Genomic DNA, 23,127 nt, shown 5'->3' with positions numbered 1-23,127 from the left:
ATTGAAAACTTATGGGTAAACATAGTAAACATAAAAGCAAAAATGAAAATGAGATAAAAAAATATAGATATTATTGTGGCATTCCTCATTGCCACAGTATGTATTCCACTGGTGAAGGAAATCCTAGTGATGTTTTTAAATATGCCAAATCTAAAGGCTTAGATTTTATTATACTTACGGATCACAGTAGTTATCTAGATCAAAATACTAAATATAAAAGCAAAAATATTATTAAATGGGAATCCTCATTGAAGCACGCTGAATATTTTAATAAAAAAAACGAAAATTTCTTAGCTTTAGTAGGCTTTGAAGCTGATACTACCTGGGGGCATATGAATGTTATAAACAGCAGCAATTTTTTTAAAGGAACGGTAAAAGATATAGATAAACTTATACTCTGGTCCATAAGTAATTCTTCTATTATATGTATAAATCATCCTCAATCAAATATTTTAAAATTAAAGCATACCCCTATTATAAATGATAATATATGTCTAGCAGAAATAGCTAATGGTTCTTTTGATCATAAGTATAATAGATATGAAAAGTTATTTTATAAGCTTTTAGATGGTGGTTGGAGATTAGGTGCTATAAACGGCCAGGACAACCATAAAATGAATTTTGGAGATAGTGAAAATGTAACTATTATATTAAGTTTAAGTGATAAACTAGATAGAAATTCTTTAGTAGAAGCCTTAAGAAATAGGAGAATTTATTCTTCTGATTCAAAGACTCTTCAGCTTTCTTTTGCTATAAATAATACCATAATGGGTGGAATTCTTAAGGCAGAAAATAAAAGTAACTTAAGTTTTAACATCAATGCAAAAGACGAAAAAAATCCTATAGAAAAAATTGAAATCATAACCTCTGAAGGCAAAGTAGTAAAAGATATGAGCTTTCCTAAACAGGAGAAGGTTCGCTATTATTTCAATATAAAAGCATGCAATAAGGAAAGATGGTATTTGGTTAAAATAACCATGTTAAACAAAAAATACGCATACTCCTCCCCTATTTTTTTAGAATAGAGACCAGGTAAAGGTCAAAAAAATAATTCCCTATATATGGGGAATTATTTTTTATTTTCATTGCTTTTAGCTCTATTCGGTTTAGCTTTTGGTTTAATTTTTATCTTCTTTGTTTTATTTTTTCTATCCTCTGTAAACATATCAAAGAACCATAAAAATAATATAACAAATATTAGGGATTGAATTGGAATCATAATAGTCGGATTAAAATTAAAAATTGGTAAAGCAGGTACAAAAAAAACTAATACTGCAATAGTGAGTACTATCCATTTATTTATTTTAATTTTAGGCAGTACAAATATTTTTAATAGGTTATAAACCATCATGGCTATTAAGGCAAAGGCCACTATGTACAGTATCTCTTTAGCTAATGTCATATGTCTGTCACCCCTTTTAAAATTACATTACAAATACTATATTATTCTATATTAATATATATTTCAAGGATATTTTGATTATGCCCTGATTTTTTAAACATATTTTCAAAAATAATAAAACTCCTAATCCTAAGATTAAGAGTTTTATCACAAGTTGGTGGGGTACCAATTTGACAGCAATATACAATAGAATTAAACTTTGATATGCTATTAATAATATAATATTACTTTAATCCAAAAAATGCAATATAATTAATAAAAATATTTATTTTTTATTAATACCTCAATATAAAACCACATTTTTTTTAAAAAAATATTTTTTTTAAAAAAAATTGATTAATTTTTAATAATTTATTATGATTTTCTGATATAATAATATCAGAAAAAATTTTTTGCATAATTTAATAATACTTTATGCATTCAACATATAAATCAATAGAAAATGCCAGCTATATTTAATAAAATATAAGGCATAGTTTCTCATAATAGTTCTTACTGTTATGAAGTTCTGTGTAAATGGTATTGTAAACGAATTATGCAATTTTATTTTCATAAAAATTACATATGCATGGGGTGATTTTGTGTCTCTAGTATTAAATTCCCAATTAGACGAATTAGATCTACAGATTCTAGATATTCTTATTAAAGATTCTAGAACTCCCTACTTAGAAATTGCTAGGATTTGTCATGTAAGCGGAGGAACCATTCATGTTAGAATGAAGAAAATGGAAGACATGGGTATTATCAAAGGTACTAAAATCTTGCTAGATATGCCCAAGCTTGGTTATGATGTATGCTGCTTTGTGGGAATATATGTAGATAAATCCTCTTCTTTTGCTTACGTTAGTGAAGAAATGACAAAGATAAAAGAGGTTGTGGAACTACATTATACTACTGGTGATTATTCTATCTTTGCCAAAGTGATTTGTAAGAGTATTTCTGATCTCCAAGATTTATTGATGAATAGCATCAATACCATTACAGGAATTCAAAGAACAGATACTTTTATATCTTTATCACAGCCTATAGATAGAAACATTCAATTGTAATTTTAGCTTTATACAGCTTATAGTTTATACTATAGGCTGTATTTTATTATCTCATAAAAAATCTTCCTTTAAACACTTAACCATAGGTTTCTGTTACGAAACTTAACTTATATATGTCATAAAATAGGCAGCATTAAGCCTTTTTAGGGCATGTATAAGTTAATAGTTGAGTTAGAAACCCTATAGATAAATTTTTAAATATAAAAGCAAACAAAAAAATACTTATAAAATAATTAATTTTGCAAATAATAAATTTGTAAAGTCAAATTAAAGGAGATGGTGTTTAAATGAGAGCACTAGACGTTATTGCGCTTTTATTAGTTGTAATCGGTGCAATAAACTGGGGTTTAATTGGATTTTTCCAATTTGATTTAGTATCAGCTTTATTTGGTGAAATGTCTGCATTAACCAGAATAATCTTTTCCCTAGTTGGAATCGCCGGTCTTTATGCTATATCTTTCTTCGCTAAGGATAGATATAGAGATGTAGAATAATATCTAAGTAACATAATTAAGGGGGCTGTCGCATTAGCGGTTAAAAACCGCTAATGCTCAGCTCCTATTTTGTACTGTTTTATAGCAATTTTAAAGAGATTTGCAAATAAATTCATCTCTATACCTTAAAAATGGCGCACTTTAATAAGCCCTTTCGCTTAAGACTTTTTTCAGAATACTTGTTTTTTAAAAGTCTAAAATTAGGCAGTGCTTTTTAACAAAAAAAGGTGTGTTCCAGTTCTGTTTGACTGAATTTTGTTATGTAGTTTGTTTATGTTATGTGCCATAGCCAAAAGGATACTTTCGGACAAAACATTCTGCTTTCCTTTGCACAGAAATCTTCGAAATCCCATATCTTGCTTAATCTCTCCAAAAGAACCTTCAGCTTGTATGCTTCGATTCATTCTGAGTTCACAACCTTCTTTGCTTACAATTCTTTCGAGATCCTTTTTCCTCAGCATGTTAAATAACTTTGATGTTTCAAGATTTTTTAATCTTTCTTCTAATGGAGTTTTGCAGTTGTTTCCTTTTATACATCTACTTTTGTGTGAACAGTTACTGCAATCCTCGCAGATATATATGGTTTTCTCACTTTGATATCCAGTTTTACTTTTTCTTTTTATCGTTTTGCTAACTGTTAACTTTTTATTATTTTCACAAGTATAGTAATCACCAGCTTCATTGTATTCCATGTTTTCTATTCGACTGATGTCATTCTTGTATTTTCTTGTTTTAGATATTTCATAGTTTGATGGTTTGATAAATGCCAGTTGTCCATTTTCTTCAAGATACACATAATTCTCTTCGCTTTCATATCCAGCATCTGCAACCACTTTTTTATATCTAAATGTTAGGAACGCCTCCATACTTTTGAGAAATGGAATTATGGTGTTGGTATCTGTGGGCTGGTCGCCCACGGTAAGCCACACTATATATTCAGAGTCCACACCATGCTGCACATTATAGCCTGCTTTTAGTTGACCATTTCCCATAGCATCTTCCTTCATTCTCATAAAGGTTGCATCATTATCTGTTTTTGAATAGCTGTTACGATCACCACAAATATATATTTTCTGGGTGTATTCTTTTAATTTATCAAGGTATTCCTCAAGTTTTTCAATGGATCGCTGCAATGAAGTTTTTCTTTTTCCACATCCATGTACAAACTCTATCTTTTCTTTATGTTTCAGAGTATAAAGTTTTTTTCGCAGCTTTTTTACGTGTTTCATTTTTACTTTATTCTGATAAACAAGCTTGATGCCGTATAATTCCTCGCATTCAGCCACTAAATCTGCTAATTTAATTAGTAGCTTTTCTAAGTTTTTTGTAACAGCTTTTTTCCAAACAAAAGTATATTTGTTTGCACAAGCCTCAATTTTTGTGCCATCAATGAAAACAGCATCTCCAGATATCTCTCCTATGTTAAGAAGAAACTTTGTCATTTCAGCTAGAATTCTTTCAGCACAGGGTGCAAAGTGCAAGCTTCTAAATCTTGCAAAAGTTGAATGATCAGGTTTTGGTGAATTTTCAAGAAGGTACATGAAGTTAATATCACGATGACATGCTGTTTCCATGGCACGAGATGAATAACTATGATTCATGTAAGAATAGAGTACAATCTTCAGCATCTGACGTGGTGTTGCTTGATCTTCCCTAACTCGGGAATAAGTCGAATATAAATCTTCTAAATCCATCTCCTCTACAAATTGACTTAGCAAACGCACTGAATCATTTTCTGGGATCATACAATCGATATTTATTGGAAGTTTTAATTGAAAATATCTTTGATTAAGTGTATAATTTTTTTGTAAAATGTTATGTTTTAGCATACTAATATTTTACCATAAATCCCTTACTTCTCGAAGTTCGGGATTTATTTTTTTGCACAAAAAAGGAGCTACGCACTAATCACTTAGTGCGACAGCCCCTTTTTACGTTATATAGAATTATTATTTATAATTTCCATATGATATAATCATACTTGAAAGGAAGTGTTATCATGAAAGATTATAGTAAAGAAAGATATTTCCTTAAAAGCTTTACTTTCACTGACTTAGAGGAAATAGAAACAGATCAAGGGAAAAAGATCCCTGAACCACCTTTACAAAAAAGCTGTAATGATAAAAAGCTTATAGAGCTAATTACCCCACAAGATTTTCAATGTGGAACTATGGATTTATTAACTATACTGAAAAAACGTAAAAGCAGAAGAGTATTTTCTAAGGAGGCACTTACTCTAGAAGAGCTATCCTATTTACTTTGGAGTGCCCAAGGAGTAAAGAAAATAGTAAAGAATGGCTACGCCACTTTAAGAACAACTCCTTCTGCTGGAGCCCGTCATCCTTTTGAAACCTATATAATTGTATTTAATGTCCTTGAGTTAGAAAAGGGATTATATCGATATTTGCCCTTAGAGCATAAAATGGTTTTTGAAAAAAGCATAGATAATCTTGAATACAAACTAAACAAAGCCACCTTTGATCAAAATTTTGTTTCTAGAGGAGCTGCTACATTTGTTTTTACAGCTATACCTTATAGAAGCGAATGGAGATATGATACTGCTGCACATAAATGTATCGCCCTAGATGCTGGACATCTTTGTGAAAATCTATATCTTGCTGCCGAGTCCATTGATTGTGGCACCTGTGCAATAGCGGCCTATGATCAGGAATTGATGGACGAACTTTTAGGAGTTGATGGTGAAGAGGAATTTACAATCTATCTTGCTCCCATAGGAAAGCAAAATAGCGATTAAGCTTAAGGAGTTCTATGGATATATTGTATAAATTATTATTTTATTTTGTCATATACGCATTTTTAGGTTGGTGTGCAGAAGTTTTATATGCTTATTATAGGAAAGGTGTTTTTGTTAACCGTGGGTTTTTAAATGGTCCCTTTTGCCCTATTTACGGTTTTGGATGTCTTATTTTAGTAGTGGTTCTATATAGTTATAGGAATAATTTATTTTTACTATTTATTTTATCAGTTTTACTTACCTCTCTTTTAGAATATATCACTGGTTTTATATTAGAAAAAGCTTTCAATGCTAAATGGTGGGATTATAGTGACAATGCTTTTAATATCAAAGGAAGAATTTGCTTAAGCTTTTCTATATTATGGGGTGCTGCTTCTTTAATTGTGGTTAAATTTGTTCATCCAACTGTTGAAAATATAGTGTCTAACATCACTGGCATTTACGCATTAGTTTTAACATATGTGATAATTTTATATTTTTCTCTAGATTTCATAATTACTTTAAATTCAATCATGAAGCTTAATAATTTAATGCATCAATTAAATGAAATTTCAAAGGAAATTAAAACAAAGTACTCTTATATTAAGGGCTTAGCCATAGAAAGAGCCGAAGATATTAAAGATGCTGCTTTAGAAAAGGCTGAAGACATTAAAGGTGTAGCTTTAGAAAAAGCTGAAGATCTTGAAATAAGTATTAAGGAATTAAGACAAAGATATGAGCATTTGTTGGAGAATATTAATCTAAATCACGTTAGAATTATAAAGGCTTTCCCTACCATGACTTCTAAAAAATTTGATACTATTTTAAAAGAAATTCAAAATAAAATAAAGATAAAAAAATAACTGCCTTAAGGCAGTTATTTTTTTAGGTTTCTTATTATTTCGAAAAGTTCAATAGCCGCATTCCTAGGTCCTTCCTTTTCTAATCCAGAAATCCCTAAGCATGTTCTTATTTGACCTACTTTTACTTCGTGCTTAAATAAATTATTAAAGTAAGTTTCTAATAACACATCAGTTTCTCTTTGCTTTTGTGCTGGTCCAAAAGGGTTTGCAAAGTAAGAGGTAACTAAGCCTTTTTCACTAGTAGTTCCTTTAGCCATTCTAGCTCCAGACTTAAATACTTTAATAGCTTCTTCAGAGTTATTAAAATACTCTACAGCTTTCATGCCTGCCTCTACTTCTTCATAGTTATTTGCATATAAGAACAAGTCAACCTTATAGCCTTTAACTATCTCTTTATAGGTGGCTACAGGCATTACTAATCTAGCATTAGTTTTGTCAGGATTCATAAAAATACTTCTATCAATCTCTTTAAAAGCATAGCCTTGATCTAAATCATCCAATCTTACAAAGGCACCAATTTCAGTTCCATAACCTAATATCTCACCAGAATCCTTACATTTTAATACTCCCATATCATCGAAAACAATGGTCATATCACTTATATAATTTTCACTTAATCCTCTAAAAGCTTCTAAGCTTTCTGATTTACCAGCACCACTATCCCCTACTATTACTACATTAGCAGATTTTCCATTCTTCATCACAATATTTACCATTGCACCATGGATTGGTAGATATCCACGCTTAATCATAACTAGATTATGCAAAGTTAAGGTCATTTTCTTCATGTATCCAAAATAATCAATAGCCTCTCCATAACTTACATAACCTAACATTATATTATTTTTAACATCATCATAAAATACAGTTCTAACCTCTCCGCTTTCATCTTTCGCTCCAAATACATAAACTAAGTCTGGTTTCTTACCTTTATATTCTTCCTCTCTGGCCATTTCAAACAGATTACATAAACTTATTCCATGAGCCATAAAATCCCTATGGAAGAATATATAAGCTAGAAGTTCACCAACCTTAGCTGGATAGCAAAACCAATGGTCCTTATTAATAGCACAGTTTTTTAGCGGATTATTATGACTCTCTTTAAACATCCCATCTCTTGTATTCTTTTTAGGGTAAGTGATAAAAGGAGTCTCTAAGGCAATAGTATCAATAAAAGGTATATCCTTTAGAATTTCATATTCTATTGGGTAAGGCCAAATAGTATTATTTAGAATAATACCTGCATTTCCTCCAGCTGGAAGTTGTCTGTACACTTTTGGTTCATAGCCTAGTACACTTTCCTCTATCTTTCTGTATAGGCTTAAAATTAATTTAGTAAATCTACTATTTGCTTCTGTGAAACTTACATAAGCAAGGCCTTTATTAACTCTAGTTCTCTGTACTATGGTATACCTTTCCAATTTCCTCCAATAAGAGTATAAATCTTCAATGAAATCAATAAATTTATCTTTATCCTTTAATAACTTTTCATATTTTGAGTTTAATTTAATTATTTCATTACTATTAAATATGGTCAATAACTCAAATAAGCTAGTTATAGTATTAGATAATTCCTTTTCATTTTCTATGCTATTATATAAAAATTTAAAAATATTAGAGTTACGATTTTGCACCTTATTTAAGTATGCTTCTAATATCCTTTTGAAACCTTCACTTTCAAGTAAGTCCTCAAAGGTATCACAATATTTCGCGGTAAAATTCATCATTGCTTTTTCATTACTTAAAGAAAATTCTTTTTTCATTTAGCTTCCTCCATCTGCAGTAATTAAAGTTTATTTGTTTCATTTTATATTATGTACATAAACAATAAATACATTGTATCATAAAATTTGAAATTTTTCATTTTAATTTATTGCAATTTGTTATGAATTTAAAAATTTTTAAATTTTTACTTTATTATAACGTTTACATAATATTTATAGAATAATACTACTTAAGTTATATTTTAAAAATATGATAATATAATAATTAATCCATTTTAATATGAACTTTTTTATCTTTATAGTAGTTTAATATAATAGAAAGAGGTGATAGGTTGGAAGACTTGGAGCTAATTCTTGCAGCACAGCGTGGAGATAAGGCTGCGCTAAATAATTTATTAACTAATAATTTAGATATACTTAAAGGTTTTACTTTAAAACTAACAGGTGATATCCATTTAGCTAGCGATATTATTCAAGACACTATGCTAAAAGCCATAGTAAGTATTAATAAATTTACTCCTAAAGCAAAATTTTCAACTTGGCTAATTAAGATAGCTACTAATCAATATTTTGATTACTTAAGAAAAAATAAAAAATATGTTTCTGTAGAAGAATTACCGGAAGCCTCTGAAGCCATAAGTTTAGAGGATACAGTAATATGTAGACTTGAATATAAACAGGTTTTGGAAGTATTACAATCCTTAAATGAAGAAAAAAGACTTGTTTTTATTCTTAAGCATTATTATGGGTATAGCTACGAAGAAATTGCTGCTATAGTAAATTGTCCTATAGGTACAGTGCGTTCAAGGCTTCATTATTCTATTAAGCATATGCTTTCTGAATTAGAAAAAAGGAGGTTATTATGATAGAAGAAAAAAGAGAAAAGGATTTAGTTGATTATTACTATAACGAAAAGAAAAAAATTGAACTAAAATACGAAGATAAAATATTTTTAGATAATTTAGAAGCTTTATCTTCAAAAATGAATGCCTTAGATGATGAACTTCAAAAAATAAGCTTGGATGTTGATTTATCAAGTATAATAGAGAAAGCTGAACATAAAAACAGAAAAAGAAATTTTATTGAAGTCTTCGGCTTTGTGTCAATATCTTCAATACTGATAACAAGTATAGTATTTCTTATATTAAAAAGCAATCCCTCAATGTTCTTATATCTTCAAGTAGTTCTCTCTATGCTGCTTTCTTTTTCTTTGATTCCTTTTGCTTATTTTAATAAAAAAAAGGAGGAATTAAACTAAATGATGGAGAAAAAGTTAATTATAGCTTTAATAGCAGTAATTCCTATTTTGATAATTCAGGGTACCTGGATTTTCATAGATGCAAAAAAAAGAGGAGAAAAACATTACTGGTTATGGGGACTATTTGGCATAATACATGTTCCCTTTTCATTAATAATTTATTTAGTGGTAACTAGGATTATATATGACAAAAAATAAGTAGAGAGACCTTTTTATCTCTCTACTTCTTATCTATTTACTTAACTCTATAGCTTTTGCTATATATCCATCACTATCTTTTAGTAATTGTTCAGCTTTTTCTTTATTTAAGCCTGAAACTATCATTAAAATACTTAGCTTTACATTGAAATTTGTCTCTTCTAAAACCTTTGTAGCTTCCTCTTCACTCACTTCTGTAGCTAACATTACAATTCTCTTAGCTCTAGTAACAAGCTTTTCATTAGAAGCTTTAACATCCACCATTAAATTACTATACACTTTTCCAAGTTTAATCATAGTAGCTGTAGTTAGCATATTTAATACTAACTTTTGAGCTGTTCCTGCCTTCATTCTAGTAGAGCCCATAATTACTTCAGGTCCTACTACTACAGAAATCGGAACATCTGCTATGGCAGCCATATCACTTTGAGGATTCATTGTAACACATAAAACCGCAGCTCCTACGCTCTTAGCATATTTCATTCCGCCTATTGCATATGGCGTTCTTCCTGAAGCTGCTATTCCGCAAACCACATCATTAGCAGTTAAATTCTTATCTATTAAATCCTGTTTTCCAAGCTCTGCATTATCCTCAGCACCTTCTGCGGCTTTAAAAATTGCTGTATTTCCTCCTGCCATTAGACCTTGAACTAGTTCAAAGCTAACACCATAAGTTGGAGGACATTCTGAAGCATCTAGTATACCAAGTCTGCCACTAGTGCCTGCTCCCATATATAATAACCTTCCCCCTCTTTTTATCCTTTCAGTGATTACATCTACAGCCTTTACTATGGATTCCTTAGCTTCCTCTACTGCATAAGCCACCTTTTTATCTTCATTATTTATTTTTTCTATAATTTCTAAAGTTGATAATCTATCAATATCTAAAGTATTTTCATTTCTGCCTTCTGTTACTAGATTTTCTAATTTTTTAATCTCCATGACAATCCTCCTAATTAATTTGCGTTTTATACGACTTTTTATCATATGTCTAAGTATAGCATTTAATTTCATACTTATCAATATTATCTGAAATTTTTTTTCAAACACTCCAACAATATAAAGAAACAAACTCAAAGATTATATTTATGCATAGTAAAAAACCACTTAAAATTCAAGTGGTTTTATGTCTACTCTTCCATATTATTTTTTATAATTTCTCTTATAATTTCGGATAGGTTATTCTGATCTTCCCTAGAGAAGTCCTTTGGGTCTATAGGCTCACCTATAGTAACTTTAACTTTAGTTCTTTTTAAAGTTCCTGTCTCTTCAAGAGCTTTAAAGGTTCCATCTATAGATACAGGTATAACCTTAGTTCCTGATTTTGTAGCTAATTTTAAACTTCCTTTTTTAAAATCCATAACCTCATGGCTTTTACTTCTTGTTCCCTCTGGGAAAATGGCCATAGAATATCCCTTATTTAAATTATCTATGCCTTCATTGATCGACTTTATAGCTTCCCTAGGATTTTCTCTATCCATTAGAATGCAATGGAATTTTTTCATCCACCATCTTAGCACTGGTACCTTCTCTAGTTCTTTTTTAGCTATAAACCCTACAGGTTTTCCAACTATATGCAATAAAACTGGTATATCAAAATAACTTTGATGATTGGCTACAAATAGATAGGTTTCATCTTTAATATTTTCTTTACCCCTAACTTCTACATCTAACCCCATAGTTTTTATTGTGAACTTTGACCAGTTCATTACTATTTTTTCAATATATTTATTGGCTTCAGCCTCTCCTTTATATTTAAACAAATATTTTAATTTTATCCCTTTAATTCCTAGACCTATCATGTATAATATAAAATAGGCTGCTAAAAAAAATGTTCTCATAAGTATACCACCTTAATAATATTATAAGCATATTCATTATACTAAAAACCACTAACATAGTTCAAGCTTATAATTATGCATAAATTTATATTTTTAGGAAGGAGAGCTCCAATGAAACTAAACAAAATTAAATCATTCTATGCAGTTATAATCACAGTTTTTCTAATGCTGACGCTTACCGCCTGTGACTCTTCAACTGTGAATAGCCCTAACTCTAATGAAAATAAGAATGTTAAAATACATTATATTGACGTAGGCCAAGGGGATTCTACCCTAATTCAAGTAAGAGATAAAAATATATTAATAGATGCAGGTCCAAGAAGCAGTGCAGAGGATTTAGTTAAGTATTTAAAAGATATAAATATACAAAAACTAGATTACGTAATTGCTACCCATCCTCACGAAGATCATATTGGTGGTATGGTATCCATAATAAAAACCTTCAAAATTGGAGAGTTTTATGCTCCTAAGAAAACAGCTACCACAAAAACCTTTGAAAATATGATAAAGGAGCTTCAAAATAAGAAGTTAAAAATTCAGGTTGCCAAGGCAGGTAATGAAATTTCATTAAATAGCAATTCAAAACTTGAATTCCTAGCTCCAAATAGTTCTGATTATGAAGAGATAAATGACTATTCAGCAGTTACAAAATTAACTTATGAGGATAACAGCTTTATTTTTATGGGAGATGCTGAAAGGCTATCTGAAAAAGAAATATTGCAGAAGGGTTCCAACGTAAAGGCACAGGTTATAAAACTTGGACATCATGGAAGCAGTACCTCTTCTTCAAAAGAATTTTTAGATAAAGTAGACCCTAAGTACGCCATAATAAGCTGTGGTAAAAATAACGATTACGGGCACCCCCATAAAGAAACTATTAATGAATTAAAAAATAGAAATATTAAATATTTTAGAACAGATACTAATGGTACTATTGTTCTTTATAGCGATGGAAAAAATATTGAGTTTAAGAATAATAGATAAAAGTTGCCACGCAACTTTTATTAAATTCACAACGCACAGTGCACAATTTACAGTGAAGGAAATTTTTTCTCAGCTGATGCTGCAAACAAATTGAGAATTTATAAGGCGTGGCTAATGCTTAGCCACAGCTTTTTTCTTATATATCCAACCAATACATACCTTATCCCTATTTCATGTCCTTTTTATAAATCCCCATGCTATCAGACTTTAATCTTATATAATAGGTGCTTGTATATTCTTTTAATTCTTCCTTTTCTTCATTAAGCTTGTATTTCTCCTTTGCCACTACCTTTACCTCATTATGGTTTTCTAAATCCGTAATACTTTTTATTTCTAACAGCTCAAGATTTATAGAAGCATTTTTTTCTCTTAATCTTTTAATATCCTCAGTTATGTATTTATAAAACTCACTGTCTTTAATCACTACAGAATTTAAGTAGGATAAAGGAACTTCTTTATCCTTTACTAACTGACTATAAATAAAGTTAAAATTATTTATAATTTCTTCAACATAAGTTTTATCACTCTTTTCATTAGTTCCTTCTACAAAGCTAGTATCTTTTTTAGATTGGATTTCTTGTGACTTATTTTCCTCTAAATTATCTTTGTTACTTTCTACCTTTTCCTTATCTTTAACTTCTTTTTTTTCTTGTTCTAAGGCTGCATTAGAATTACCCCTTTTGTTATTTAAATTATTTAATATTAAAAAGGAGCTCAAAAATAATATTATAAAGACTATTAAATAAACTATGTTTTTCTTTTTCATTTTTCCTCCTTAATAAAATCAAAAGCGCAACCCCTTTGGTTTATGCGCTTTTTAATCTTTTATTTTATCCCAATTAATAAAAATATGAAATAAATTCACCACATCCTGTTCATTATAAAGAAGGATTCTTTCTATCTTCTCCTCAGGCATCCTTTTTATATAATCATTATCCTTCATGACCTTGCTAAAAGTTTTAGCTAGATTTGAGCCACTTACCAATTCACCTTCCCTAATGATACCAATCTTTTTTTCTAAGGATTTTAATCCTATATTTTCTTTCGTAGATTTTTCATATTCCTTTTGCAGATCCACTTCTTGAAATTGCTCTTTTAAATTTATTTTTATCCCATATTTATTAAAAAGATAGTTTATTACTGTAAAATCATTGTTTCCGGAAAAGGTAACAATATACTTCTTATTTTTATTTACAAGCATATCATTAAAGTACTGTGCTGCCATAATTAAAATATCCACAGATTCCTTCCTATTTTCGATCATATACTGCCTTACATTAATAGAAGAGGTAGCCTCATCAAAATAACCGCATCCAAATACGCCTACGCAAATGGGCTTTTTATAAACATAATGCTCTAAATCAAAAAAAATTGCTTCTTTAAACCTATCCCTTTCTCCTGATACTTCCAGAGAATTATCTAATGGTACATCTAATACTTCTATGGTGTTTTCTCTAATAATCACATTACCACTCTTTCCTATAAAATCTGCAGATTTTTGGGGTTGATGCTATATATAACATCTTTTCTTTCTACTACTATTTGGACCTTTTCACTTACAATTTCGTTGTCCAGGACCTTATTGATAAGCTCTCTTGTAGGATTTACACAAATAGGATTTCCAACTAACCCCAACATAGTAAAATCTCCTGCTGTATCTCCATAGGCGTAACTAGAGTTTAAATCTATATCATAAAGCTTTTGAAAATCATTTACTGCTTTTTCTTTACTTATGCTATCCCACATTGCTATGACTTCTCCAGTATATATATCGTCTTCGTTTATTGTATACACTGCTCCCATAAAATCATCAAATCCATATTTTTCGGCCATCTCCTTTACTAGTTCCTGAGGACTGCCTGATATTATAATGATTTTATGTCCTTGTTCCTTATGCCATTTTATTCTATCCCTAGTAAAAGTATATACTCTATCGCCCTTTTGATTTACAACCCTTTTAGCTATAAACTCCACCTGTGATTTATGAAGACCTTTTACGGCCTCGATATAAATCCCCGCCATTTTTAAAAGATAATTATCATAATTTCCCTGTCTTTTATCCCATTTTTGATATTCAGGTCTAACATCATTATACCACTTTTCAGGCTCTATAATTTCATATTTAACTAATTTTTTAAAAATCTCTGCAATCAATCCTTCTCTATACAAGGTTCCATCTATATCAAAAAAAGCTCCTATATTTTTCATATCTTCCTCCTATATAAATATTATTAATATAAAATATGCTTTATTTTTATATTATTCCATTATAAATAAAAAATAAAAAAAATAAAATACCCCTAAAATTTAGAGGTACATTTGCGCATCGATAAAGCTTCTTATTTTTTCAACTTGATTTTGATTTAATAAGAAAAATTCACAACCTACTATTTGCAGCTTTTCAAAATCTCTTATCCATCTTACTTGGCTTAGACACCAGAATGAAGGATTATTTCCTATTTTATTTAAAAAAGAAATAAAGTCTCCTTCTTTAAGGGAAATTCTACTTACAAAACAAATACCAGTTTCAGAAATATTTATTGCCTTTAATAAAGGTTCTAAATTATTATATTTAGTATAAACACTCTCATTATTTACGCAAGGATAGTATATATCCAAGCTAAAATCTTTTCTTTCTTTAAATCTTTTATTTAAAAAACACCCCACATCAATCATATTCATAAATCCCCTCCCCAATGATTATATACCAAAAAGTAACTAAATTCTATACTATGTTATTTTATTAACATGTATAAAAAACTATTGACTTATATATAACGAGGTGGTAATATATAATTGAAAATGATTTTCAATGCGAGGTGTTAATTATGTGCATTTGCGATTTAAAAATTGGTCAAAAAGGTCTTGTTATGAATGTACAAGGTAATGAAAAATTAGCTAAAAGACTTTTAGCCTTAGGTTGTATTGAAGGAACTGAAATCTTAATAAAAAGAGCTGCTCCTCTAGGAGATCCTATAGTAGTAAATTTTAGAGGCTTTGACATGGCTATCAGAAAAAATGATGCAAAAAATATAATAATAAGAGCTGCAGTATAATATTGTAGCTATTAAACAATTTATTTGTAAGGGGGACGAAAATGATTACTGCTGCTTTACTTGGTAATCCTAATGTAGGTAAAACTACGCTATTTAACGCCTTAACTGGATCTAATCAGTATGTAGGTAATTGGCCTGGTGTTACTGTTGAAAAGAAAGAAGGTTTTGCTAACAAATCTATAAAGGTAGTAGACTTACCTGGTATATATGCCATGGATACCTTCTCTAATGAGGAGAAAATTTCTAAAGAATTCTTAGAACACGGAAATGTAGATGTTATCATCAATATAGTAGATGCGTCTAATCTAAATAGAAATCTATATCTAACTACTCAATTAAAGCAATTTCATAAACCTATGATATTAGTTTTAAATATGCTGGATGTAGCTGAAGCAAAAAAAATTAATATAGACTTTAATGCGCTTGCTGAGAAGCTTAAAGTGACTATTATTCCTATAGTGGCAAGCAAATCTAAAGGAGTAAATGACCTTGTAAAAAATATAGAAAACAAGGATTTTTTAGGAGTAATTGATGATAATGATTATCATTTTCCTAACGAAAAGGCAACTTATGATTACATAGATAGTATTTTAAGTACTTGCGTAAAACTAGATAATAACACTAAAAAAATAGAATCTTCCACTGAGAAGATTGATAAAATTGTTTTAAATCCTATTTTATCTTATATTTTATTTATTGCCATCATGTTTTTGATGTTTAAAATAACCTTTAATTGGGTCGGACAACCTCTTTCAGATTTACTTGACGGTTTCATAGCAGAAAAGCTTTCTCCTTTTGTAGCTGGATTGCTTGAGAATTCAAGTCCTTGGTTTAATTCCTTAATAGTTGAAGGAATTATTGGTGGTGTAGGTAGCGTTATTGTTTTCGCACCTATAATCATGACTTTATTTCTTTTCATATCTATTTTAGAAGATAGCGGATACATGTCTAGAGTAGCCTTAATAATGGATAAGCTCATGAGAAAAATAGGTCTTTCAGGAAAGGCATTTATACCATTTGTGGTAGGCTTCGGTTGTTCTGTTCCAGCCATAATGTCTGCTAGAACCTTAGAAAGCGAGAAGGATAGAAAATTAACTGCTTTATTAGTTCCCTTAATGTCTTGTAACGCAAGACTACCCATATATGCCGTATTCACTGCAGCATTTTTCCCAAAGAATGCTGACCTAATTGTATTTGCTTTATACTTCCTTGGTATATTTATTGCATTTTTAATGGGATTATTATTTAAAAACACATTATTTAAGAAGGATGAAGAACCTTTCATTATAGAATTACCTGAATATAAAGTGCCTGAATTAAAAAATGTGGTTAGACATACTTGGGATAAGGGTAAAGGCTTCCTTAAAAAAGCTGGAACCATAATTTTTGCTATGGCTATAATAATATGGCTATTATCTAAATTTAATTTTGCAGGCTATACAGAAGAAATATCCGAAAGCTTATTAGCTTCTATTGGTTCTATTTTAGCTCCTTTATTTAAACCTCTAGGCTTTGGCGGTTGGGAAGCCTCAGTTTCATTGATTACTGGTTTTGTAGCTAAGGAATCTGTAGTATCTACTATGGGAGTAATATTCGGCAGTGAACTAGAAACTATATTGACCTCTCATTTTACTACTGTAGCAGCTTTATCTTTCCTAGTATTTACTTTACTATATACGCCTTGCATGGCCACAGTTGCAACTATAAAGAAGGAATATGGAAGTAAAATGGCTTGGTTTTCAGTTGGATATCAGTTAGTACTAGCGTGGATAGTTTCATTCCTAGTGTACAATATAAGTGCTATGATAATATAATTTAAATATATAAAGAAGGTGTTTTTATGATAATAGAAATATTAATTACTGCTTCTATATTTGCTTTCGCTGGATTTATGTTATATAAAAATTTTAAGAAATCTAAGTCAGGTAGTTGCGGTTGTGATGGTTGCTCATCTTCAACCAATTGCAGTGGATGCTCAAGCAATTTAATTTCTATAAATAAAAAGTAATAAAAGCTATAAATTAGCCTTAGGCTAATTTATAGCTTTTATTTTAAATATCATAAAAAAACTGCTCAGTATTCTTAATTATTTTCTTAAAGAAAATTTATTCTCTAATTTTTATAAAATAATCTAATAAATCTTCAATACTTACAATACCTTTTACTTTGAGATTATCATCAATTACAGGTAATGCAATAACATCATTTCTTCTAATTTTTTTAGCTACCTCCAGTACATCATCATTTTCACTGCAGGTAACGACTTTCCTATTCATCATATTCTCTACCGGATAAGTATCGTAATGACCTTCATCTCTTAAAAATCTATATATATCAGCTTTTACTATTATGCCTAATAGCTTATTATGTTCATCCACCACAGGTGCACCATTAATCTTATTACTTGTCATTATACTCAAGGCAGTTTTTATAGTATCCATATAGTTTATATTTATAACATTACTACTCATAATATTTACTACCTCCATGACTACACCTCCTAAATATTTTAAGCTTTTATTTAATTTAATTATATACAAATTAAAATCCTTAGTAAACCTTTCAGAAGAATTTTTTCAAAATATTCAAACTTCGTTTATTGTAATAGCTTTCACTATTTTTCTTTCTTATATTATAAAATAAAGATATCAAGGTACACACCCTGATATCTTTATTTTAGTAATCTTTATTTTTGTGTATATAATTTGCCTACATTCTTTCTACAGTTTCTATTCCCAATAAAGCAAGACCATTTTTAATTACTTGGCAAGTAGCTTCTACCAGCTTAATTCTTGTAGCTTTTAATGCTAAATCCTCTACATTTAATACGGAATGGGAATTATAAAATTTATTAAAGGCCTTAGCTACATTGATAATATATCTAGTTATCACTGAAGGTTCTAGCTTTTCTATAGCAGCCAAAACAGCTTTATTAAAGCTTTCTAATTCTTTTACAAGCTCAAACTCTTCCTTTGAATTTAATAATGAAAAGTCTACTTCTTTACTAATATCCCCAGCTTTTCTTAATACACTCTTACCTCTTGCATAGGTATATTGAACATAAGGTCCAGTTTCTCCCTCAAAGCTTAGCATATCATTCCAATCAAAAACAATATCTCTTTCTCTGCTATTTTTTAAGTAAGCAAATATAACTGCTCCTATACCAACCTTATTAGCCACTTCCTCTTTATTTTCTAATGTTGGATTCTTTTCATTAATTATCTCTAAAGTCTTTGCTACCGCTTCTCTTAATAAATCCTCTAGTAAGACTACATCACCTTTTCTAGTAGATAGCTTTTTATCTCCAAAAGTAACCAATCCAAAACCTACATGTTTGCAGTCATCAGCCCACTGATTTCCCATCAGCTTAAGAGTGGTAAATACCTGTTTAAAATGAAGAGCTTGCGGTGTTCCTACTACATATATATTTTGATAAAAGTCATAGGTTTTCTTTCTATATATAGCTGCTGCTAAATCTCTTGTAGCATATATAGTAGCTCCATCTGCCTTTTTAATGATGCATGGTGGCATGTTATATTCTTCTAACATAACTACCTTTGCTCCATTACTCTCTACTAAAAGCCCCTTACTTTCAAGGTCCTCTACTACGGAATCCATCTTATCACCATAGAAGCTTTCACCAGCATAGGAGTCAAATTTAACATTAAGCTTATCATATACTTTTTCAAATTCCTTTAAGCTTAGATCTTTAAACCTCTTCCATAGCTTAGTTTCTTCTTCGCATCCATCTTCCAGACGTTTAAAGTGCATTCTAGCTTCGTCTTCCAAGGAAGGATCTTTTTCCGCTTCATCATGGAACATTACATATATTCTTAGCAATTCTGCTATAGGATCCTTTTCTAAAGCTTCTTCATTAATCCATCTCTTATAAGCTGATATTAACTTTCCAAATTGAGTACCCCAATCACCTAAATGATTAATTCCAATACAATTATAGCCCTCAAAGGAGAGAATCTTATATAAAGAGTTTCCTATAGATGTACTAAATAAGTGTCCTATATGAAAAGGCTTTGCTATATTAGGAGAAGAATACTCCACTATAACATTTTTTCCATTACCTAAATCCGAGGATCCATAAGCCTCTTTTTCTGTTAATATTTTCTCTAATGTACTTTTTACAAACATAGATTTATCTACAAAAAAGTTTAAATAAGGTCCTAAGTTCTCAATAGTTTCAAAACCAGTAACATCTATTTTTGCCTTTAGCTCTGTAGCTATCATAACAGGAGCCTTTCTTAAAGCTTTGGATAGCTGGAAACAAGGGAAGGCATAATCCCCCATTTCAGGTTTAGGAGGAATCTCAATAAGTTTTTCAATGGTGTCTAAATCTAATTCCACATGGCATTTTATTCTTTCTGCAATTATCTTTTTATAATTCATATTAAATCTCCTCTCACTAAATTTACTCTAGCTTTTAAATAAAGTTATTATGATTTCTTAAAGAGTCATGTACCACCAGCTGAGCTGGTGGCTTGATTAAGCCCTATAAGGGCATGGTACTGGCGGCGCTACTCGCGCTCTGAAAAAACCGCCAATCGCAAAACTTTTACAGCGGCCACCCTCGTTGGGTGGCTTTTTTATTTGCTACCTTTTGCTGGCTCGCCCGTGAACGGGTCAATATATTCTTTCATACTTATCTGTTCTGCTGTTTGATCTTCTTGAAGTTGATTTTGTATATATTTTGCAACTGCAGTTTTATTTCTTCCAACTGTATCTACATAATATCCTCTGCACCAAAAATGTCTGTTACCATATTTATATTTTAAATTTGCAAATCTATCAAAAATCATCAAGCTACTTTTCCCTTTTAATATTCCCATGAATTTTGATACACTCATTTTTGGTGGAATACTTACCAGCATATGTACATGATCTGGACATGCATTTGCTTCTATTATCTCTACTCCATTTCTTATACATATCTCTCGTAGTATCTTGCCGATTTCTGCTTTATATTTCCCATATATTATCTGTCTTCTATACTTTGGCGCAAATACTATATGATATTGACACCTCCATTTTGTATGTGTTAAGCTTTCTATGTCGTTACCCATACGACACACCTCCTATGATATTTTGTTTTGCGATTGTCAGTCGCTTTCATTTTATCATAGGAGTTTTTTTGTTCAGAGCTAAAGCCATTTTATCCACTGGCATAGCCAGTGGTTATCAAAGCAATATAAAAAATCCGTCTCTTAGCAAAAGAGACGGATATATTCCGCGGTACCACTCCAATTGATTTATTTAAAGTATATAAATAAATCCCCTTTTCAATATAACGCTTTCTAGCGGCACTCCTTACTTTATTATATTTCAGAAGGCTTCTCTGAGACTCTCTTCCTTATATATATTCTTATAGGGCTTTCACTCTATCCCTACTCGCTTAAAGAAATCTATACAGTACTCTTCTCTTCTTTGAATTTCACTATTAAGTTGTTACATTTTATTATATATAAAATATGTTTAAAATGTCAATATTAAATAAAAACTATTTACAGGGTAATGTAAACCAAATCAATAATCCTTCTCCAACCTTACTTTTAGCACCAATGTCGCCACCATGAAGATTTATTATGGTTTTGCATATAGATAACCCTAGGCCTGTTCCTCCTTTTTCTCTCGATCTAGATCCATCTACTCTATAGAATCTATCAAAAATTTTATCAATATATGATTCTGACACTCCTATGCCATTATCTTTTATTTCAAAGCATACTTTATTATTGCTTTTAAAACAATTCATTTCTATATGAATATTCTCCCCTGCATATTTTATACTATTACTTATTATGTTCTGAAAAACTCTTTTAATTTTTTTATCATCCATAGGCAATTTAAAATCTTCTTCAATATTATGATATAAAGTTATATCTATTCCATACTCTTGTAGTTCCCGCTTAAAATCTTCATGCAGCTTTTTAAGAAAGTCCTTTACATTAATACTCTTAATATTTAACAAGGTATTTGAGTTAATATCTACATAATCCTCCAGTTCAAGTATTAAAGACTCTAGATCCAAGGACTTTTTTAATATAATACTATGGTATTCCTCTATTCTTTCTGACTTTACCTTTCTCTCAGTAAGTCTTTTCGAATAACCAAGTATTGAGGTTAGAGGAGTTTTAATATCATGCGAAATTGCTTGTATAAGCTCTTTTTGATTCTCTTCTGATATTTTTAGGCGCCTCCCCATTTCCTCGAAATTTCTGCATAGCATACCAAATTCATCATCTCCGTAATAAGGGATGCTGACTTCAGTATTTCCGTAGTTAATATTTTTCACCGCTCTACTCAATTTCTTTAATGGATCCGTTAATATTCTATAAATTATAAAAAATACTATAGAAGACACAAGCAAAAATATTAAAATAGCAATAATTCTCTTTCTGCTATTTATCATATTATCTATTTCCTCTAATTTTGTAGGAAAATAAGCATACATGATATGAGGATTTTTTCCGTTGCCTTTTATATATACCTGCTCCTGCACTTTATTTCTTTCAATGCTACTATAATCCTTTGTACTGTATATTACTTCTCCATCTATTTTTTTTATAATAAAATCAATATCATACCTTGTACTATACACCTTTATTATTTTTTCCATTCCAACTATATCATTTTTTGTTTTTTGCATTTTATTACTGATTTCTTTTAGCAGATATTGTCTCTTGTCGCCCTCTTTATTGATTTCTACTAAAACCTTACTCACCACTACTTGTCTATAGAATAGTCCTACAATGAAAATCTCAACAACAAAAGATGCTATTAAAACTAAAGAAATCTTTTTATAAATGCTATTCATTTTTTCTCTCACCTATAAACTTATAGCCTACTCCCCACACAGTTTTTATATATTTATCTTCTTTATCTAATTTTTCCCTTAGCTTTTTTATATGAACGGTTACGGTGTTTATGTCACCATAGTCCTCATGACCCCAAACACCGTTATATATCTGTTCTCTAGATAACACCCTATTTGAGTTTTCAGCTAAAAAAAGCAGTATCTGAAACTCTCTAGTGGAGAGCTCTATTTTGGTTTCACCTAAAGAAACCTCATAAGAGTTTTTATTTAAAACTAAATCTCCATATTCTATTACATTATTATTTTGAATTTCTACTGATATTTTATTGCGTTTTTCTCTTCTTAAATGTGCTTTAACCCTTGCCACAATTTCGCTATCATCAAAGGGTTTCGTTATATAGTCATCTCCACCGATCTCTAACCCTATAACCTTATCTAAATTCTTACTTTTTGCTGTTAAAAATATAATAGGTATAGTTACTTTATCTCTCACCTTTCTACAAAGCTCAAATCCATCTATATCTGGCAACATAACATCCAAAATTATAAGATCATACTTGTTATTGTTAATCTTATACAAAGCATCTTTTCCATTGTAGCAATGATCTGTTTTATACCCTTCGTCTTCTAATATATCCTTTAATAGATTTACAATATCCTTATCATCATCAACAATTAAAATATGATCCTTTTCCAAA

At 30.1% G+C, this 23,127-nt stretch carries 26 protein-coding genes and 1 other annotated feature; of the genes, 12 read left to right on the top strand and 14 right to left on the bottom strand.

All coding sequences use genetic code 11. The annotated features are described in order from the left end of the window. Positions 1 to 11: 11 nt before the first annotated feature. Positions 12 to 1,025 carry a CehA/McbA family metallohydrolase gene (locus BN2665_RS12500; RefSeq protein WP_055667448.1) on the top strand — a complete coding sequence of 338 codons (1,014 nt, stop codon included), beginning with the start codon at positions 12 to 14 and terminating at the stop codon, positions 1,023 to 1,025. Positions 1,026 to 1,069: 44 nt separating this feature from the next. Here BN2665_RS12500 and BN2665_RS12495 read toward each other — a convergent pair whose 3' ends face one another. Then, positions 1,070 to 1,402 (bottom strand): hypothetical protein, encoded by a 333-nt coding sequence (locus BN2665_RS12495; RefSeq protein ID WP_055667447.1) that lies wholly within the window; start codon positions 1,400 to 1,402, stop codon positions 1,070 to 1,072. A 581-nt stretch (positions 1,403 to 1,983) separates the two neighbouring features. Between BN2665_RS12495 and BN2665_RS12490 the strand changes: the two genes are divergently transcribed. After that, positions 1,984 to 2,451 (top strand): Lrp/AsnC ligand binding domain-containing protein, encoded by a 468-nt coding sequence (locus BN2665_RS12490; RefSeq protein ID WP_055667446.1) that lies wholly within the window; start codon positions 1,984 to 1,986, stop codon positions 2,449 to 2,451. A gap of 287 nt (positions 2,452 to 2,738) precedes the next feature. After that, entirely contained in the window at positions 2,739 to 2,945 is a 207-nt protein-coding gene (locus BN2665_RS12485) for a DUF378 domain-containing protein (RefSeq protein ID WP_055667445.1), read from the top strand. Positions 2,946 to 3,145: 200 nt separating this feature from the next. Here BN2665_RS12485 and BN2665_RS12480 read toward each other — a convergent pair whose 3' ends face one another. Then, positions 3,146 to 4,774 (bottom strand): IS1182 family transposase, encoded by a 1,629-nt coding sequence (locus BN2665_RS12480; RefSeq protein WP_055667444.1) that lies wholly within the window; start codon positions 4,772 to 4,774, stop codon positions 3,146 to 3,148. 170 nt (positions 4,775 to 4,944) lie between these two features. Here BN2665_RS12480 and BN2665_RS12475 point away from each other — a divergent pair, with 170 nt between their 5' ends. Together BN2665_RS12475 and BN2665_RS12470 are read left to right on the top strand one after the other, a co-directional pair. Next, positions 4,945 to 5,700: a SagB/ThcOx family dehydrogenase gene (locus BN2665_RS12475; RefSeq protein WP_055667443.1), complete on the top strand. Its 756-nt coding sequence runs from the start codon at positions 4,945 to 4,947 to the stop codon at positions 5,698 to 5,700. A 23-nt stretch (positions 5,701 to 5,723) separates the two neighbouring features. Next, a complete protein-coding gene (locus tag BN2665_RS12470) occupies positions 5,724 to 6,542 on the top strand; it encodes a putative ABC transporter permease (protein ID WP_195892695.1) in 819 nt (272 codons plus the stop codon). Between the two features lie 14 nt (positions 6,543 to 6,556). On the opposite strand, the gene BN2665_RS12465 is transcribed toward BN2665_RS12470, so the two are convergent. Next, positions 6,557 to 8,305 (bottom strand): hypothetical protein, encoded by a 1,749-nt coding sequence (locus tag BN2665_RS12465; RefSeq protein ID WP_055667441.1) that lies wholly within the window; start codon positions 8,303 to 8,305, stop codon positions 6,557 to 6,559. Positions 8,306 to 8,598: 293 nt separating this feature from the next. On the opposite strand from BN2665_RS12465, the gene sigY reads away from it, so the two are divergent. The 3 genes from sigY to BN2665_RS12450 are packed head-to-tail and all read left to right on the top strand — an operon-like array spanning position 8,599 to position 9,722. After that, positions 8,599 to 9,132 (top strand): RNA polymerase sigma factor SigY, encoded by a 534-nt coding sequence (gene sigY, locus BN2665_RS12460; protein ID WP_055667440.1) that lies wholly within the window; start codon positions 8,599 to 8,601, stop codon positions 9,130 to 9,132. Then, positions 9,129 to 9,524: a DUF5345 family protein gene (locus BN2665_RS26700; protein ID WP_055667439.1), complete on the top strand. Its 396-nt coding sequence runs from the start codon at positions 9,129 to 9,131 to the stop codon at positions 9,522 to 9,524. The genes sigY and BN2665_RS26700 overlap by 4 nt, the downstream gene beginning before the upstream one ends. Next, positions 9,525 to 9,722: a hypothetical protein gene (locus BN2665_RS12450; protein ID WP_055667438.1), complete on the top strand. Its 198-nt coding sequence runs from the start codon at positions 9,525 to 9,527 to the stop codon at positions 9,720 to 9,722. A gap of 33 nt (positions 9,723 to 9,755) precedes the next feature. Here the strand turns inward: BN2665_RS12450 and murQ are convergent, their stop codons facing one another. Then, complete coding sequence (murQ, locus tag BN2665_RS12445; RefSeq protein ID WP_055667437.1) at positions 9,756 to 10,664, bottom strand: N-acetylmuramic acid 6-phosphate etherase; 909 nt, start codon at positions 10,662 to 10,664, stop codon at positions 9,756 to 9,758. 188 nt (positions 10,665 to 10,852) lie between these two features. After that, positions 10,853 to 11,563, bottom strand: a complete 711-nt coding sequence (locus tag BN2665_RS12440; protein WP_055667436.1) for a lysophospholipid acyltransferase family protein — start codon at positions 11,561 to 11,563, stop codon at positions 10,853 to 10,855. A gap of 111 nt (positions 11,564 to 11,674) precedes the next feature. Here BN2665_RS12440 and BN2665_RS12435 point away from each other — a divergent pair, with 111 nt between their 5' ends. After that, complete coding sequence (locus tag BN2665_RS12435; protein WP_055667435.1) at positions 11,675 to 12,547, top strand: ComEC/Rec2 family competence protein; 873 nt, start codon at positions 11,675 to 11,677, stop codon at positions 12,545 to 12,547. Between the two features lie 166 nt (positions 12,548 to 12,713). On the opposite strand, the gene BN2665_RS12430 is transcribed toward BN2665_RS12435, so the two are convergent. From BN2665_RS12430 to BN2665_RS12415, 4 genes are all read right to left on the bottom strand, one after another. Then, positions 12,714 to 13,313 carry a TcaA NTF2-like domain-containing protein gene (locus BN2665_RS12430; RefSeq protein ID WP_055667434.1) on the bottom strand — a complete coding sequence of 200 codons (600 nt, stop codon included), beginning with the start codon at positions 13,311 to 13,313 and terminating at the stop codon, positions 12,714 to 12,716. A 51-nt stretch (positions 13,314 to 13,364) separates the two neighbouring features. Continuing rightward, positions 13,365 to 14,012 (bottom strand): ribonuclease H-like domain-containing protein, encoded by a 648-nt coding sequence (locus tag BN2665_RS12425; protein ID WP_055667433.1) that lies wholly within the window; start codon positions 14,010 to 14,012, stop codon positions 13,365 to 13,367. Between the two features lie 14 nt (positions 14,013 to 14,026). Then, on the bottom strand, positions 14,027 to 14,755 hold the full coding sequence (locus BN2665_RS12420; protein WP_055667432.1) for an HAD-IB family hydrolase: 729 nt from the start codon (positions 14,753 to 14,755) through the stop codon (positions 14,027 to 14,029). Positions 14,756 to 14,854: 99 nt separating this feature from the next. Continuing rightward, entirely contained in the window at positions 14,855 to 15,229 is a 375-nt protein-coding gene (locus tag BN2665_RS12415) for a PilZ domain-containing protein (RefSeq protein WP_055667431.1), read from the bottom strand. 146 nt (positions 15,230 to 15,375) lie between these two features. Here BN2665_RS12415 and BN2665_RS12410 point away from each other — a divergent pair, with 146 nt between their 5' ends. From BN2665_RS12410 to BN2665_RS26295, 3 genes are read left to right on the top strand one after another with little or no spacing between them, the layout of a single operon-like run. Next, positions 15,376 to 15,603 carry a FeoA family protein gene (locus BN2665_RS12410; protein ID WP_055667430.1) on the top strand — a complete coding sequence of 76 codons (228 nt, stop codon included), beginning with the start codon at positions 15,376 to 15,378 and terminating at the stop codon, positions 15,601 to 15,603. Between the two features lie 41 nt (positions 15,604 to 15,644). Further along, positions 15,645 to 17,417, top strand: coding sequence for a ferrous iron transport protein B (feoB, locus tag BN2665_RS12405; protein WP_055667429.1), 1,773 nt, complete (start codon positions 15,645 to 15,647; stop codon positions 17,415 to 17,417). A 26-nt stretch (positions 17,418 to 17,443) separates the two neighbouring features. Continuing rightward, positions 17,444 to 17,611: a FeoB-associated Cys-rich membrane protein gene (locus BN2665_RS26295; protein WP_074042303.1), complete on the top strand. Its 168-nt coding sequence runs from the start codon at positions 17,444 to 17,446 to the stop codon at positions 17,609 to 17,611. Positions 17,612 to 17,708: 97 nt separating this feature from the next. On the opposite strand, the gene BN2665_RS12400 is transcribed toward BN2665_RS26295, so the two are convergent. From BN2665_RS12400 to BN2665_RS12380, 5 genes are all read right to left on the bottom strand, one after another. Beyond that, complete coding sequence (locus tag BN2665_RS12400) at positions 17,709 to 18,092, bottom strand: CBS domain-containing protein (protein WP_055667428.1); 384 nt, start codon at positions 18,090 to 18,092, stop codon at positions 17,709 to 17,711. A gap of 220 nt (positions 18,093 to 18,312) precedes the next feature. Then, the gene (argS, locus tag BN2665_RS12395; RefSeq protein WP_055667427.1) at positions 18,313 to 20,004 is read right to left on the bottom strand and encodes an arginine--tRNA ligase; all 1,692 of its coding nucleotides are present in this window, start codon (positions 20,002 to 20,004) and stop codon (positions 18,313 to 18,315) included. A gap of 197 nt (positions 20,005 to 20,201) precedes the next feature. Beyond that, positions 20,202 to 20,678, bottom strand: coding sequence for an IS200/IS605 family transposase (tnpA, locus tag BN2665_RS12390; protein WP_055667426.1), 477 nt, complete (start codon positions 20,676 to 20,678; stop codon positions 20,202 to 20,204). A gap of 146 nt (positions 20,679 to 20,824) precedes the next feature. Further along, positions 20,825 to 21,049: a binding site (T-box leader), on the bottom strand. A gap of 63 nt (positions 21,050 to 21,112) precedes the next feature. Beyond that, a complete protein-coding gene (locus BN2665_RS12385) occupies positions 21,113 to 22,429 on the bottom strand; it encodes a sensor histidine kinase (protein ID WP_055667425.1) in 1,317 nt (438 codons plus the stop codon). Next, positions 22,422 to 23,126 carry a response regulator transcription factor gene (locus BN2665_RS12380; RefSeq protein ID WP_055668390.1) on the bottom strand — a complete coding sequence of 235 codons (705 nt, stop codon included), beginning with the start codon at positions 23,124 to 23,126 and terminating at the stop codon, positions 22,422 to 22,424. Before BN2665_RS12380 ends, BN2665_RS12385 begins: the two co-directional genes overlap by 8 nt. Position 23,127: the final 1 nt, after the last annotated feature.

It is taken from the genome of Desnuesiella massiliensis, assembly GCF_001403615.1.
Taxonomy (GTDB): domain Bacteria; phylum Bacillota; class Clostridia; order Clostridiales; family Clostridiaceae; genus Desnuesiella; species Desnuesiella massiliensis.
This window is presented reverse-complemented; position numbering and strand designations above follow the sequence as displayed.